The following is a 13,436-nucleotide window of genomic DNA, read 5'->3' as shown; positions in this document are numbered from 1 at the left end:
GCTTGCGCGCAAGCCACAAAAGCTGGGCTTGCGCGCAAGTCGGAAAAGCCGCGCCTGCGCGCAAGTCGTAAAACTGGTGGCCGCGCGGCATTGCCCAGGCGCGTCAGGGCGCCGGTTCTGGCCAGGGCGGCGGGCGGACCGTGCGGAGGGCGGACCGTGCGGCGGGCTGTGCGCTGGTGGTGCGGAGGTTGTGCGCGGGCTGTGGATGAATGAAGCGCGGCTATCCGGCGCCAGTGCATGCGCCCTGGTTGCGCGGGCGCCCGCACTTGCCGGCGTGTGGCTGCATTTGCCTTGAACCTCAGCGACCTATGTCAAAGTGTCGCCGTTTTTGCGTCACGCTTGCGCCCAGCGTCCCCATCTAACTATGCCTGTTGATAAGTTGTTGATTCGCAGTGATTCCCCATGATTGTTCGCCGTCTGTCCACTGATGCGCTGTTTTTGGTGCTGGTTTGCCTCGTCCTCGGGACGCTGGTGCTGGCGCAGACGTCGGTTCGCGCCCTGTCGGTGACCAGCGCCCGTTCCGGCGCGGTTTCGGGTGCGTCGGCCTGCATGAACGCGTTGACCTGCGCCGCCCAGCACGGCCCCGCCACGGGGCGGACGCCTGTCGCGCGCGTCTGACAGCATTGGCGAAATGCGCCGCCGGCTTCGGCGCGGCGCGCGGTCTGAAAAGATCCGCAAGGCGTCCAGCGTTCTGCCCGGCGCCTGGCCGAGCAGTTGGCCGAACACTTGGCAGAACATTTGGCCGAACATTTTTCCGGCGAGTGGATGCTTCCGCCATTGCCGCCGGCCGGAGCCTGCGGCAGGGCTTCGCCATTTGTTATCACGTATAAACCCCTGCTGATCCGGCGAACCCGCCGGGATCTACCGTGAAAAAGCGTCACGGGCTTGACGCAACCGCAACGGGAAACGACGATACCCGCCAATCATGGATCATGGCGCGTCTGGGCGAGGCCTGTTCGGGCTCCACGCAGGCGTTTTCATGCTCCGGATACTTGGTGAGAGACGGTTATGCGGTCTGCGTGGATTTGCCCGCGCGTCGCCGGCCATCTCCAGGGGCCCGCACGTTGATATCCTTTTCGCGCATACCATTCTTCAGGGACGCCGGGCTCGACCTGGCGCCCTTCGAGCCGCGTTGCCGCTGGCGCAAGTTCGACGTCGATGAAATTCTCGTCGACTTTGAGGACAGCTCCACCGACGTGTTCTTCATCGTCGCTGGCGATGTGCGCATTCTGAACCGCACCCTTGCGGGCAAGGAAATCATTCTGGGCGAAATGCGCGGCGGCCAGTTTTTTGGCGAGCTGTCAGCCATCGATGGGGTGGGGCGTTCGGCCAATGTCACGGCTTTGACGCGCGGCGAAGCCTGCATCGTCCCGGCTCCGGTGTTTCGCGACATGGTCTACGCGTCGCCGGCGCTTTCCGAGCGGGTGATGCGCATGCTGGCCGGGCGGGTGCGCGAGCTGAATGCGCGGCTGATGGAGCAGTCGGTGCTCGATCTGCGCCATCGCCTGTATTCGGAGCTGCTGCGCCTGTCGACGCCGCGGCCGGGCCATGAGGGCGAGCGGGTGGTGACGCCGCCGCCCTATCACCATGTTCTCGCCGCCCGCATTGGTTGCCGGCGCGAGCAGGTGACGCGCGAGTTCACCCACATGTCGCAGGAAGACCTGATCGAACGCACCCGCGGCGCGCTGGTGTTGAAGAAGCCGCAGGTGCTTGAAGCCCGCGTCGTTCAGGCCTTGCGCGAGAGCGACTGAGAACGAACGACGGCGGCGGTCAATGATCCCGGGCCAAAGCCATCCGCGCTGAACCGGCGCCTTGTCCGATTGCCCTGATCGCATCGGGCGGGCGCCGCAGCCAGGCGCCGGGGTCGCCAGCAATCCGCCTGCCCCAGCTGGCGCGCGCCCTATACCCGACCCCGATGCGCCCACGGGTCGGGTTTGGGAGAGGCCCAGGCGGCGTTTGAGTTTTCCAGGCTACGGCTGCGCCCGCATCAGCGTGACCTGGTATTACTGCACCCGCTTCCAGGTCTGGCTCTTGCAGATCAGTCCGCCCATGACGCAGCCCTTCAGCTGCAGTTCCGAGGCGCTGGCGGGCTGCAATTTGCCGGTATAGGTCTTGCCGTCCATGGGATTGTACAGCTGGCCGGAATAATTGCCGTCGTTGTTGCGCTTCATGCCGGAGATCATCTGGACGCCGGCGAGGCTGCGATCGCGTTTCGCCGGATCCGGATTGTGAACATCCCTGGCGCCGCTCCGGGTCCACACGATGGTTCCGCACCACGCGCCGCCGCACGGGCTGATCTTCACGCGCGAGTCACCGGACCCGGTGAGCCAGACGCCGGTAATGTCGGGCGTCTGGCCAACGGCGCCAGTCGCGCCCAGGGCGGCGAGTAATCCAGCGCCGGCCAGGGCGCTGCGAATGGTGACTGAAAGCATGATTGTCTCCACGGAGAAGCTTTCGCGCGCCGCTGGAGGTGGATCTTCTCCAGCTCCACAGCTTGCCTCGCCGGGATGATCGGCGATGCGCTGGCTGTTACAAGCTGGCTTTAAGTCGAATACGCTACGATCATCGGAAAAAGGCTGGCCGCGCCGCGACGCCGGGCCTCCGGGGTCTTCCCATGGAAATTCCCATGGGAATCAGCGGCCTCATGGCGATGGCGCTGCTTGCCGCAGCGTGGGGGCGCGGCTATAAGGCGCTACTTTTTCTGTCTTTCCATCACTTCTGGACGAGTATTACGCATGGCTCTCGAGCGCACTTTCTCCATCATCAAGCCGGACGCGACCGCCCGCAACCTGACCGGCGCCGTCAACGCCGTCATCGAAAAGGCCGGTCTGCGCATCGTCGCCCAGAAGCGCATCCAGATGAGCCGCGCCCAGGCTGAAGAGTTCTATGGCGTTCACCGCGAGCGTCCCTTCTTCGGCGAACTGGTTGATTTCATGATCTCCGCGCCGGTCGTCGTGCAGGTGCTGGAAGGCGAGAACGCCATCGCGCGCTACCGCGAAGTCATGGGCGCGACCAACCCCGAGAACGCCGCCGAAGGCACCATCCGCAAGCTGTATGCACAGTCGGTGGGCGAGAATTCCGTGCATGGCTCGGATGCGCCGGAAACCGCGAAGATTGAAATCGCCCAGTTCTTCGCCGGTAACGAGATCGTAGGCTAATCGGCCTACGCTTGACGGGTCGAAAGGGGCGGCTCATACCGCTCGTCGCAGTATTCGGCGTAGAACCGGAAATACCAGCCGGCTTTTCTGGTTCTTGCGTCAGCGACAGGGCGGCGTCCAGGCGGCGCTGGCCCTGGGGCGCGCTCCGGTCCCGACCGGAGCGGCGGCTCAGCCTGTGTCCTCATGAACAGAGCCGCTCCCGTTCGGGGAGCAGGAGAGCAATCGTGCGCATCACGACCTTGTCGTTTATCGGGTTCCTCGTTGCTTCCGCCGCCGCGCATGCCGCCGGCAACCCCCGGGCAGTGAACCAGCTGCCGCCAAATGATCCCACCGCAGCGAAGCTGACGCCGTATGAGATCACCCTGCGCGCCTTCGACGCCTGCCTCATCACCCAGTCGCGCCTGCTCGGCACGACCCGCGAGGCGGTGCACACGCCGTGCAGCTGCTACGCCCGACGCACCATCGCCAATATGACCAAGGATGAGCTGAACGCCTTCCGCCAGACCGGCTATTTCAACGACAGCGCCCAGGCCAAGGGCCTTGAAGCGATCGACTACTGCAAGTTGAAGCGGCCGATCTGATCCAGCCTTCCTGGACGACGGGCAATAAAAAACCCCGGTGGCGTCGCGCACCGGGGTTTTTTATTGCCCGCATATGTTCACGCGACAGGCGCCGCGCCGGAAGGCCGGCGAGCCGGCCCGGTATGTGGCAGGCGCGCGTTCAGGGCGCTCTCGGGGCGTTGTCAGGGTTCTTCCGCGAAGACCGTTGCCCGGGCCATGGCCGCTGCATCTCGATAAGCCACCCGGCCGTTCTCCAGCCATGCGCCGCCGCTGGCGATCAGCTCCAGCGCGCGCGGATACAGCCGGTGCTCCTGGCGCAACACGCGGGCGGCGAGGGCATCCGGGTCGTCGCCGGCCCGCACCGGCACCACGGCCTGGGCGATGATTGGCCCCACATCCAGCACCGGCGTGACGAAATGCACCGTGCAGCCGTGCACGCGCACGCCGTCGTTCAGCGCCCGCTCATGGGTGTGCAGCCCGGTGTAGGCCGGCAGCAGCGACGGATGGATGTTGAGCAGGCGGCCATCCCAGGCGCTGACGAACACCGGCGTCAGCACCCGCATGAAGCCCGCCAGGCACACCAGCTCCACGCCGGCCTCGCGCATGCGGGCGTCCAGCGCCCGTTCAAAGCTCTCGCGATCCTTGCCGTAGGGACGGTGGTCGATCACCGCTGTCGCGACGCCGTGGCGGGCGGCGGTGGCCAGGCCGCCGGCGTCGGCGTTGTTCGACATCACCAGAGCGATTTCAGCCGGGAAGGCCGGATTGCTGGCGGCCTCCAGCAGCGCCTCCATATTGGAGCCGCGGCCGGAAATCAGCACGCCGATGCGTTTGCGCGTCATGCCGGGGGCGCTCACCGGAACAGCCGGCCACGCGGCGCCACGCGCTCGCCTTCGCCGCTCCAGGCGACAAGCTCGCCGAGCACGACAGCCTTCTCGCCTTCGCCCAGCAGGGCGGCGCGCACCGCCTCCACCTTGTCCGCCGCGACAACGGCGACCATGCCAATGCCGCAGTTGAAGGTGCGCAGCATCTCACTCTCGGCGATGTTGCCAGCCTCGGACATCCAGCTGAACACCGGATGCGGATCAATCGCGTCGAGATCCAGCGCCACGCCGCAGCCGTCGGGCAGCACGCGCGGAATATTGTCCGGGAAGCCGCCGCCGGTGATGTGGGCCAGCGCCTTGATGGCGCCGGTCTTGCGGATGGCGGCGAGCAGCGGCTTCACATAGATGCGGGTCGGCGTCAGCAGCGCCGCGCCGAGGGATTTCTCCGGGGCGAATGGCGCGGGGGCTGACCAGTCGAGGCCCAGATTGGCCACCAGGCGACGCACCAGCGAAAAGCCGTTGGAATGAACGCCGGAGGAGGGCAGGCCCAGCAAGACGTCGCCTGGGCGCACGTCGTCATGCGGCAGAAGCTGGCCGCGCTCGGCCGCGCCAACGGCGAAACCGGCGAGATCATAGTCGCCATCGGCGTACAGGCCCGGCATTTCGGCCGTCTCGCCGCCGATCAGCGCGCAGCCGGCGTCGCGGCAGCCCTGGGCGATGCCGCGCACGATTTCCACCGCCGCGGCCGGATCGAGCTTGCCGGTGGCGTAGTAGTCGAGGAACAGCAACGGCTCGGCGCCCTGAACCACCAGATCGTTGACGCACATGGCGACCAGATCGACGCCCACCGTATCGTGGATGCCGGTGTCGATGGCGATCTTCAGCTTGGTGCCGACGCCATCGTTGGCGGCGACCAGGATGGGGTCGCTGAAGCCCGCCGCCTTCAGGTCGAACAGGCCGCCGAAACCGCCAATCTCGGCGTCGGCTCCGGGGCGCCGGGTTGAGCGCACCAGGGGCTTGATTGCGTCGACCATGGCGTTGCCGGCGTCAATGTTGACCCCGGACTGGGCGTAGGTGAGGCCTTCTGCTTTCTGCTCAGTCATCTGTCTCGTGCGCTCCGGTGTTGGGGGGCAGGTACGACGACCGGCGCCAAGGCGCAAGGGTTGATGAGGCTTTCAGGCATCGTCGCTCTGGTTTTCTTGCGTAATTCTGCCCAGGCGACGGCAAGGCGCCAGTCCGCATCGGGACTTTTCGCCCTGATGTGATCTGATCGCCGCAGGGCCGCGCCATGAGCGGGGCGCGGTTTGAACGTGCGTGCGGGTTGCATTCACAGGGGGCATTCGTTGGGGGGAATTTATTGGGGGCCTGGTTCCCTGTCGCAGGTTTCCGCCGCCGCCCGGCAGAGAGCAAATCTCCCGTGGATGCAGGCGTATGGCGTTGCGGGCCAGTCCTCGCGTGCCCTACCATCGCGGCTGGAGGATGTATGACGATTCCCAATCTGATCACCATCGCCCGGTTGCTGATGGTGCCGCTGGTCGTCGTGATGATCGGCGCCGGGCACTGGGCCGCTGCTTTCGCCATTTTTCTGTTGGCTGGCATTTCCGACGCCATTGACGGTTTTATTGCCCGGCGCTGGGGCATGCAGTCGGAGCTGGGCGCCTATCTGGATCCGCTGGCGGACAAGGCGCTGCTGGTGTCCATTTATATTGCGCTGGCCATTCACGGCGTGCTGCCGGGCTGGGTGGCGATCGTCGTGGTGTTTCGCGACATCATGATCGTTGCGGCGCTGCTGCTCTCCATGTTGCTGGACAGGCCCATGGAAGTGCGGCCGTTGCTCGTCAGCAAACTCAACACCGGCGCGCAGATTGGTTTCGCGGCGCTGCTGCTGGGCTCCAATGCCTTTGGCGGCGCGCCGCCACTGCTGGTCGAGGCTGGCCTGCTGGTCACCGTGGCCCTGACGCTCTGCTCGGCAGGCGCATATCTTGTGCTATGGTTGCGCCACATGGCCGCCTGATCCGGCGTTATCCGGCCGCGACCGGCAGTATTTCTGGAGCGCTCTCCGGCAAGGCGGACGCCGCGTTCGCCGGGAGCGCGCGCCAGGTCAGAGCGATATGGCGGGTTCCGGCGCAGGCCGGGCTGCGCGGGGCGGCGCCCAGGAGTCATGATGCAGGTCAGTCGGGGCAGGTTCTGGATCGGCGTGCTTGTCGCCGCAGCGGTCTTTTTGTGGCTGTTTGGTGGGGCGATGTTCCCGTTCGTCGTCGGCATGGGCCTTGCCTATCTGCTCGATCCGTTCGCTGACCGGTTGCAGCGCCTTGGCATGAGCCGCATCGTCGCCGCCTGCCTCATCCTGCTGCTGTTCGTGCTGCTGGTGGTGCTGGCGCTATGGATCGCTGTACCGGTTCTGGCCCAGCAGGTCGCCGGTTTTCTTGACAATATGCCGCGTTACCTCGCCCGCCTGCACGACCTCGCCAACGCTTATGTGCGGCCGCTGTTCCAGCGCTTCGGCGGGGAGCAGGCGCTCAATGATGCGCAAGCCTCCGTGGGGCAGATTTTCTCCCAGGGCGCATCCTGGGCTGCCGGACTGCTGAAATCCGTGTGGAGCGGCAGCCAGTCCGTGCTCGGCGTTGTCGGCCTGGTGGTGATCGCGCCCGTGGTGGCGTTCTATATGCTGATCGACTGGGACCGCATGGTAAACGCCGTCGATTCCTGGGTGCCGGTTGGCCAGCGGGAAGTCGTGCGCACCCTTGCGCGCGACATTGATCGGGCCATCGCCGGCTTCGTCCGCGGCCAGAGCCTGGTGTGCCTGTTCCTCGGCGTGTTCTACGCCGTGGGCCTGAGCATTGTCGGGCTGAACTTTGGCGCGCTTATTGGCCTTGGCACCGGCTTCCTGACCTTCATTCCCTATGTGGGCTCAACTCTTGGGCTTGTTGTCTCAATGACCGTCGCCATCGTGCAGTTCTGGCCTGAATGGACCTGGATTATCGTGGTGCTGGCGATATTCGTTGCTGGCCAGTTCATCGAAGGCAACATCGTCTCGCCGCTGCTGGTGGGCGATGCTGTCGGGCTGCATCCGGTCTGGCTGATGTTCGCGCTGGTGGCCTTTGGCTCGCTGTTCGGCTTTGTCGGCGTGCTGATCGCCGTGCCCGCCGGGGCCGCCATTGGCGTGCTGGCGCGCTTTGCCCTGCGCAAATACCTCGCCAGCGGCTATTACCGGGATGTCGATCGTCCGCCGTCATCGGGCGGGCAGTCGTCTGGCGGCAGCTGACGCCGGCAAACGGCGCCCCGTTGTGGATCGGGCTGTTGAATGCGGCGGGAAAAGCCGCTTTCCCGGCCGCTGGCGCTGGCCTGCCTGAGCTGCATTCGCCATGGTGATCCTGACCGGAGCACCGGAAGATCCTGATTTTCCCGCCCTTATATGGCCACGGGGATCGGCAAGGATCCGCCAGGGTTTAGTCTGCCAGGTTTCTGGCCGCCCGGTTTCATCCGCCGTCCGCGCGGAATGACGGCCGCCGCCACCGGAGCGACAGGTCCTCGTTCCGGGCGGGCATGATGGCCTGTCGTTTCGAATACAGGCGTTTTAACGGGACGCGGCGTCCGCATGCCTCAAAACGCCCCACCGACAGTGCGACAGGAAACGCGTGGTGTCTGAAGTCGCAGCCCAACTGACCTTTCCCTGGCCCATGCCGGACAGTTTCGCCGAGGAGGATTTTCTCGTTGGCGCAGCCAACCAGCAGGCCTGGGACATGCTGGAGCGCTGGCCGGCCTGGCCCGAGCCCGTATTGCGACTGTCTGGACCGGCCGGCGTTGGCAAGACCCACCTGGCGTCGATTTTTGCCCGACGCGTCGGGGCCGTCTGGCTTCCGGATGCCGCCATGCGCGCTCAGGATGGCGTCGCGCCTGTTGTTGACGGCGATTTTGACAATTGTCGCCCAATTGTCATCGATTCATGCGATGCGGCGCTGGTCGATGAACACGCCCTGTTCCATCTTCTGAATCGGGTGCGGGCGGAAGGGGGCGCGGCCCTGCTGGTGTCCCGCAGCGCGCCGCAGCATTGGGGCCTGAAAACGCCTGACCTGGTGTCGCGGCTGCGGCTGTGTCCGGTGGTTGGGGTCGATGCGCCGGATGATGCCCTGTTCCGGGCCATTCTGGTCAAGCTGTTTCATGACCGGCAGCTGGCGATTGACGTCAGCGTGGTCGACTATCTGGCGCGCCGGCTGGACCGTTCGGCGTCGCTGGCGCGGGATCTGGTGGCGCGCATGGATGTGCGGGCGCTGGCTTTGGGGCGGCGCGTCACCCGCGCCCTTGCGGCGGACGTGTTGCGCGAGGCGAACCTGGATGCGCAAGAGGGCGAACAGGACGAAGAAGGCGAACAGGGGGATGATCCCGGTGACCGGACGATGGTCTGACGGTGACCTGATGGTGATTTTGCCCCTGCCGCCGGGCGCGCGTGCAACTGAAGACATTTGCCGGCCAGGCGTCTGGCCAGGCGGCGGGCAGGAGAGCGGCAGTGGATACCGAAGAATCACGTGATCGCCCGGTTCAGGCTGAAGGGACGCCAGCCGATCTCGCCGTGAACGGGGATGCGGCGGCGGAGCAGGCCGGCCAGGCGGCGCCAAGTGATGTCGCGTCTGGTGATGTCGCGCCCGGCAAACCGGCTGCCGCGGCCGGCGCGAACGACCGGCCGCCCCCAGAGGCTGAAGCCCGCCCGAAGGCCGCCTCCCGCAGGACGAACGCTGCCGGAGCCGCCATGGGCTCCAGGCCAGCCAGCCGGAGCAGGGCCGCAGGTCGCGCCGCCAAATCCCCTGCGGGCGCCAAAAAGTCTTCCGCGGGCGCCCGAAAGGCCGCTGCGGCGGAGGCAGCCGAAGCTTCGGAGCTCACCCCTGAGAATGGCTCCGATCCAGGCGCCATCGCCGCCAGGCTGGCGACATCTTACGCCGCCCTGTTCCAGAACGACGCCACCGATGAGGCGCGCCGTTCCGCCGCGCCGGATCCGCAAAACCTCGGCGTCGCCCGCAAGAGCGGCGACATCTCCGCCGCCGCCGCCGAAATTGAGACGCCGACCGATGGCGCAGCCCTGCGCAACGCGCCGCAGCGCTTCATCAACCGCGAGATTTCCTGGCTGCAGTTCAACCGCCGGGTGTTCGAGGAGGCGTCCAACACGGCCCATCCGCTGCTCGAGCAACTGCGCTTCCTGTCGATTTCCGCCAACAATCTCGACGAATTCTTCATGGTCCGCGTCGCCGGCCTGCGCGGTCAGGTGCGCACCGGGGTGATGACCCTGTCGCAGGATGGCCTGACCCCGGCCGAGCAGCTTGCCGCCATCAGCCGCGAGGTGTCGCAGCTGGCGGACGACCAGCAGCGCCGCTGGAACGAACTGCGCGACCAGTTGCTCGACAACGGCATTGTCACCGTCGAGGACAAAAATCTGACGCGCGCCGAGACCATGTGGCTGGAGGAGTACTTCCTCAACAATATCTTCCCGGTGCTGACGCCGCTCGCCGTCGATCCGGCGCATCCGTTTCCCTTCATTCCCAACCTCGGCTTCAGCATCGCCCTGTCGCTGTTCCGCCAGAGCGACAATCGCAAGCTGACGGCGCTGATCCGCATGCCCGGCAAGATCGACCGGTTCATTCGCCTGCCGGACTTCGCCGACACCGGCGCCGTGCGCTTCATCTCCCTGGAGCAGGCCATCGGCCGTTTCACCGACAGGCTGTTTCCCGGTTACCAGGTGACTGGCCGCGGCGGTTTCCGCGTCATCCGCGACAGCGACCTCGAAATCGAGGAAGAGGCGGAAGACCTGGTGCGGCTGTTCGAAACGGCGCTGAAACGCCGCCGGCGCGGCACGGTGATCCGCGTCGAGTTCGACGGCGGCATGCCGGAGAACCTGCGCAACTTCGTCATGAAGGAGCTGGACGTCTCCGGCGACGAGGCCTTCCTCGTCGACGGCATGCCGGCGCTCAATGACCTGTCGCAGCTGGTGTCGATCGACCGGCCCGACCTGAAGTTCAAGCCGTTCAACGCCCGTTTCCCGGAGCGGGTGCGCGAGCACGGCGGCGACTGCTTCGCCGCCATCCGCGAAAAGGATCTGGTGATCCACCACCCCTACGAGAGTTTCGACGTGGTGGTGCAGTTTCTGCAGCAGGCGGCGCGCGATCCCAACGTCGTCGCCATCAAGCAGACCCTGTACCGCACCTCCTCGGACTCGCCGATCGTCAAGGCCCTGGCCGAGGCGGCGGAAGCCGGCAAGTCGGTGACGGCGCTGGTGGAGTTGAAGGCGCGCTTCGACGAAGAGGCCAACATCCGCTGGGCCCGCGATCTGGAGCGCGCCGGCGCCCAGGTGGTGTTCGGGTTCATCGAGCTGAAAACCCACGCCAAGCTGTCGTCTGTGGTGCGCCGCGAGGGCGGCCAGCTGGTCACCTATTGCCACGTTGGCACCGGAAACTATCACCCGATCACCGCGCGCATCTATACCGACCTGTCGTACTTCACGGCTGACCCGGTGATCGCCCACGACGTCGCCTGCATCTTCAATTTCATCACCGGCTACGCCGAGCCGGACGAGCTGGAGCGCATGGCTGTGTCGCCGGTGACGCTGAAGCCGCGCATCCTCGGTCACATTGCCGAAGAGATGGCCCATGCCCGCGCCGGCCGGCCCGCGGCGATCTGGCTGAAGTGCAATTCGCTGGTCGATCCACAGATTATTGATGCGCTTTATGAGGCCAGCCAGGCGGGCGTCGAGATCGATTGCGTCATTCGCGGTATCTGCGCCCTGCGCCCGGGTATTCCCGGCCTGTCGGAGAATATCCGCGTCAAGTCCATTGTCGGCCGCTTTCTCGAGCACAGCCGCATCTACGCTTTTGGCAACGGCGAGGGACTTCCGAACCGGAGCGCCCACGTCTATATTTCCTCGGCCGACCTGATGCAGCGCAATCTGGACCGGCGCGTGGAAGCGTTGTGTCCGATCACAACGCCGACGGTGCACCAGCAGGTGCTGGACCAGATCATGCTGGCCAATCTGCTGGACAACGAGCAGAGCTGGCGCATCCTTCCCGATGGTTCCGCCACGCGTATCCAACGCATGCAGGGCGAGGAGCCTTTCAACGCTCATCGTTACTTCATGACCAATCCGAGTTTGTCCGGACGTGGAAAATCCCTCAAGGATTCAAGCCCAAAAACCCTTCGCAAGCGTTCCGCAAGGCGCTGACATGGGTGGGGGCGGGCGCCTTCCCGCGCTGAGCCCGGTCGCCATCATCGACATCGGATCAAACTCGGTGCGGCTTGTCGCGTATGAGGGCCGCACCCGCTCGCCTGCGTCGCTGTTCAACGAAAAGGTCCTGTGCGGCCTTGGGCGCGGCGTCGCCAGCACCGGCAAGATGGACAAAACGGCCGTGGCCAGCGCCCTGGCGGCCCTGCAGCGGTTTCGCGGGCTCTGCGATGTGATGCAGATCGAGGACATCCATGTTCTCGCCACCGCCGCCGTGCGCGACGCCTCCAACGGCGAGCGGTTTATCGATAAAGCGGAGGAAATCCTGCGCCGGCCGGTGTCGCTGCTGGCCGGAACGCGCGAAGCTGAACTGTCGGCGCTCGGCGTCGCCTCCGGGTTCTGGAAGCCGGACGGCGTCGTCGGCGACATGGGCGGCGGCAGCCTTGAGCTGGTGGAGATCGTCAATGGCGGGCTGCGGCCGGGGCTCAGCCTGCGCCTCGGCGGCCTGGCGCTGCAGGATGCGTCCGGCGCTTCGCTCAAGAAGGCCGGCGCCCTGGTGCGCGCCGCTCTTGCCAATGCGCCGCAGATCGGCGCCCTGAAAGGCCGGACCTTCTACGCCGTGGGCGGCACCTGGCGCGCCCTGGCGCGTCTGCACATGGAGCAGGTGGGCTATCCGCTGCACGTGATGCACGCCTACGAAGTCTGCCCCAGCGAGGCCATTGCCTTCGCTCGCATGGTGCAGCGCCTTGACGTTGGAGCCCTGGAGGCTATCGGCTCCATCTCGTCCGCGCGCCGGCCGCTGCTGGCCTATGGCGCGCTGCTGCTGGAACAGATCATCCGGCGCGGCCATCCGTCCTCGGTGATGATTTCGCCCTATGGCGTGCGGGAGGGGTTGCTGTTCGAGGCGCTCGCGCCGGAGTTGCAGGCCCAGGATCCGCTGCTCGCCATGGCTTCGGAAATGAACTGGCTGCGCTCCCGTTCGCCACGCCATTGCGAGGAGCTGGTGGACTGGGTCGGCGGCCTGTTCGCCTCCCTGCATCTGAGCGAGACGCCGGCGGAAGCGCGGGTGCGCGCGGCGGCCTGCCTGGTTTCAGACGTCTGCTGGCGGGCGCACCCCGACTATCGCGGCGAGCAGGCGCTGATCCTCTTGTCGCAGGCGACTTTCGCAGGCGTTACGCACCCGGAGCGGGGCTTCATGGCCCTGTCCAACTACATCCGGCATGAGGGCCTGTCGATCGAGAGCAATGTCGCCCGCATTCGTGAACTGATGCCGATGCATCTGGTCGAGCGGGCGCGCATTCTCGGCGCCGCCATGCGCGTCGCCTACATTCTTTCAGCCGCCATGGCCGGGGTGCTGCCCCGCTGTCCGCTGACGGTGAAAAAAGGCGTGCTGACCCTGTCCATCCCGGCGGAGCTGGAAAACCTGCGCTCCGATCGCATCGCCAACCGTCTGCGCCAGCTCGGCCGCACGGTCGGCATGCAGGTGCAGATCAGCGTGAGATGAGGCGGCGCCTCGCGGTCGGGTCGCGCGCGCCGTCGCGTCATGATGGTCGCAGCTGCTGTGCGGCGGCGCCTGAAAGGGCGTTCTGGGCAGGCGCCTGTCACAAAGGCGTCTGACTGGTTCAACCCAGCGAGGCTTGGTTGCCTGCATTTGTTGCGGGCATGACGCGCCGCGCCACAGCGGCTTCCAGCA

At 66.1% G+C, this 13,436-nt stretch carries 12 protein-coding genes; 9 read left to right on the top strand and 3 right to left on the bottom strand.

Annotated elements, in window-relative coordinates; genetic code table 11:
• The first annotated feature begins 402 nt into the window (after window positions 1-402).
• Both ACERNI_RS02800 and ACERNI_RS02795 read left to right on the top strand, forming a co-directional pair.
• Window positions 403-618, top strand: a complete 216-nt coding sequence (locus ACERNI_RS02800; protein ID WP_448831734.1) for a hypothetical protein — start codon at window positions 403-405, stop codon at window positions 616-618.
• A 446-nt stretch (window positions 619-1,064) separates the two neighbouring features.
• A complete protein-coding gene (locus tag ACERNI_RS02795) occupies window positions 1,065-1,751 on the top strand; it encodes a Crp/Fnr family transcriptional regulator (protein ID WP_448831733.1) in 687 nt (228 codons plus the stop codon).
• Between the two features lie 252 nt (window positions 1,752-2,003).
• Here the strand turns inward: ACERNI_RS02795 and ACERNI_RS02790 are convergent, their stop codons facing one another.
• On the bottom strand, window positions 2,004-2,432 hold the full coding sequence (locus ACERNI_RS02790) for a DUF2147 domain-containing protein (RefSeq protein ID WP_448831732.1): 429 nt from the start codon (window positions 2,430-2,432) through the stop codon (window positions 2,004-2,006).
• Between the two features lie 303 nt (window positions 2,433-2,735).
• Here ACERNI_RS02790 and ndk point away from each other — a divergent pair, with 303 nt between their 5' ends.
• Together ndk and ACERNI_RS02780 are read left to right on the top strand one after the other, a co-directional pair.
• On the top strand, window positions 2,736-3,158 hold the full coding sequence (gene ndk / locus ACERNI_RS02785; protein WP_448831731.1) for a nucleoside-diphosphate kinase: 423 nt from the start codon (window positions 2,736-2,738) through the stop codon (window positions 3,156-3,158).
• Between the two features lie 224 nt (window positions 3,159-3,382).
• Window positions 3,383-3,739: a hypothetical protein gene (locus tag ACERNI_RS02780; RefSeq protein WP_448831730.1), complete on the top strand. Its 357-nt coding sequence runs from the start codon at window positions 3,383-3,385 to the stop codon at window positions 3,737-3,739.
• A gap of 161 nt (window positions 3,740-3,900) precedes the next feature.
• On the opposite strand, the gene purN is transcribed toward ACERNI_RS02780, so the two are convergent.
• Together purN and purM are read right to left on the bottom strand one after the other, a co-directional pair.
• Window positions 3,901-4,557, bottom strand: coding sequence for a phosphoribosylglycinamide formyltransferase (gene purN, locus ACERNI_RS02775; RefSeq protein ID WP_448831729.1), 657 nt, complete (start codon window positions 4,555-4,557; stop codon window positions 3,901-3,903).
• An 11-nt stretch (window positions 4,558-4,568) separates the two neighbouring features.
• Window positions 4,569-5,642 (bottom strand): phosphoribosylformylglycinamidine cyclo-ligase, encoded by a 1,074-nt coding sequence (purM, locus tag ACERNI_RS02770; RefSeq protein ID WP_448831728.1) that lies wholly within the window; start codon window positions 5,640-5,642, stop codon window positions 4,569-4,571.
• Window positions 5,643-6,022: 380 nt separating this feature from the next.
• On the opposite strand from purM, the gene ACERNI_RS02765 reads away from it, so the two are divergent.
• The 5 genes from ACERNI_RS02765 to ACERNI_RS02745 all read left to right on the top strand — a co-directional run bounded on the left by ACERNI_RS02765 (window position 6,023) and on the right by ACERNI_RS02745 (window position 13,247).
• Window positions 6,023-6,553 carry a CDP-alcohol phosphatidyltransferase family protein gene (locus ACERNI_RS02765; protein WP_448831727.1) on the top strand — a complete coding sequence of 177 codons (531 nt, stop codon included), beginning with the start codon at window positions 6,023-6,025 and terminating at the stop codon, window positions 6,551-6,553.
• Window positions 6,554-6,700: 147 nt separating this feature from the next.
• Entirely contained in the window at window positions 6,701-7,804 is a 1,104-nt protein-coding gene (locus ACERNI_RS02760; protein WP_448831726.1) for an AI-2E family transporter, read from the top strand.
• 376 nt (window positions 7,805-8,180) lie between these two features.
• A complete protein-coding gene (locus tag ACERNI_RS02755) occupies window positions 8,181-8,945 on the top strand; it encodes a hypothetical protein (RefSeq protein WP_448831725.1) in 765 nt (254 codons plus the stop codon).
• 341 nt (window positions 8,946-9,286) lie between these two features.
• The gene (locus ACERNI_RS02750) at window positions 9,287-11,743 is read left to right on the top strand and encodes an RNA degradosome polyphosphate kinase (RefSeq protein ID WP_448831804.1); all 2,457 of its coding nucleotides are present in this window, start codon (window positions 9,287-9,289) and stop codon (window positions 11,741-11,743) included.
• A gap of 1 nt (window position 11,744) precedes the next feature.
• On the top strand, window positions 11,745-13,247 hold the full coding sequence (locus ACERNI_RS02745; protein WP_448831724.1) for a Ppx/GppA family phosphatase: 1,503 nt from the start codon (window positions 11,745-11,747) through the stop codon (window positions 13,245-13,247).
• Window positions 13,248-13,436 lie beyond the last annotated feature (189 nt).

This window comes from Camelimonas sp. ID_303_24 (assembly GCF_053543495.1).
The sequence above is the reverse complement of the archived record's forward strand: the minus strand, read 5'-3'. Positions and strand labels throughout refer to the sequence as shown.

Excerpts from the sequence above, each read along its gene's own strand:
- ACERNI_RS02800 (WP_448831734.1), top strand. The coding sequence starts at position 403 with ATGATTGTTCGCCGTCTGTCCACTGATGCGCTGTTTTTGGTGCTGGTT.
- ACERNI_RS02790 (WP_448831732.1), bottom strand. The coding sequence starts at position 2,432 with ATGCTTTCAGTCACCATTCGCAGCGCCCTGGCCGGCGCTGGATTACTC.
- ndk (WP_448831731.1), top strand. The coding sequence starts at position 2,736 with ATGGCTCTCGAGCGCACTTTCTCCATCATCAAGCCGGACGCGACCGCC.
- purN (WP_448831729.1), bottom strand. The coding sequence starts at position 4,557 with ATGACGCGCAAACGCATCGGCGTGCTGATTTCCGGCCGCGGCTCCAAT.
- purM (WP_448831728.1), bottom strand. The coding sequence starts at position 5,642 with ATGACTGAGCAGAAAGCAGAAGGCCTCACCTACGCCCAGTCCGGGGTC.
- ACERNI_RS02765 (WP_448831727.1), top strand. The coding sequence starts at position 6,023 with ATGACGATTCCCAATCTGATCACCATCGCCCGGTTGCTGATGGTGCCG.
- ACERNI_RS02760 (WP_448831726.1), top strand. The coding sequence starts at position 6,701 with ATGATGCAGGTCAGTCGGGGCAGGTTCTGGATCGGCGTGCTTGTCGCC.
- ACERNI_RS02750 (WP_448831804.1), top strand. The coding sequence starts at position 9,287 with ATGGGCTCCAGGCCAGCCAGCCGGAGCAGGGCCGCAGGTCGCGCCGCC.
- ACERNI_RS02745 (WP_448831724.1), top strand. The coding sequence starts at position 11,745 with ATGGGTGGGGGCGGGCGCCTTCCCGCGCTGAGCCCGGTCGCCATCATC.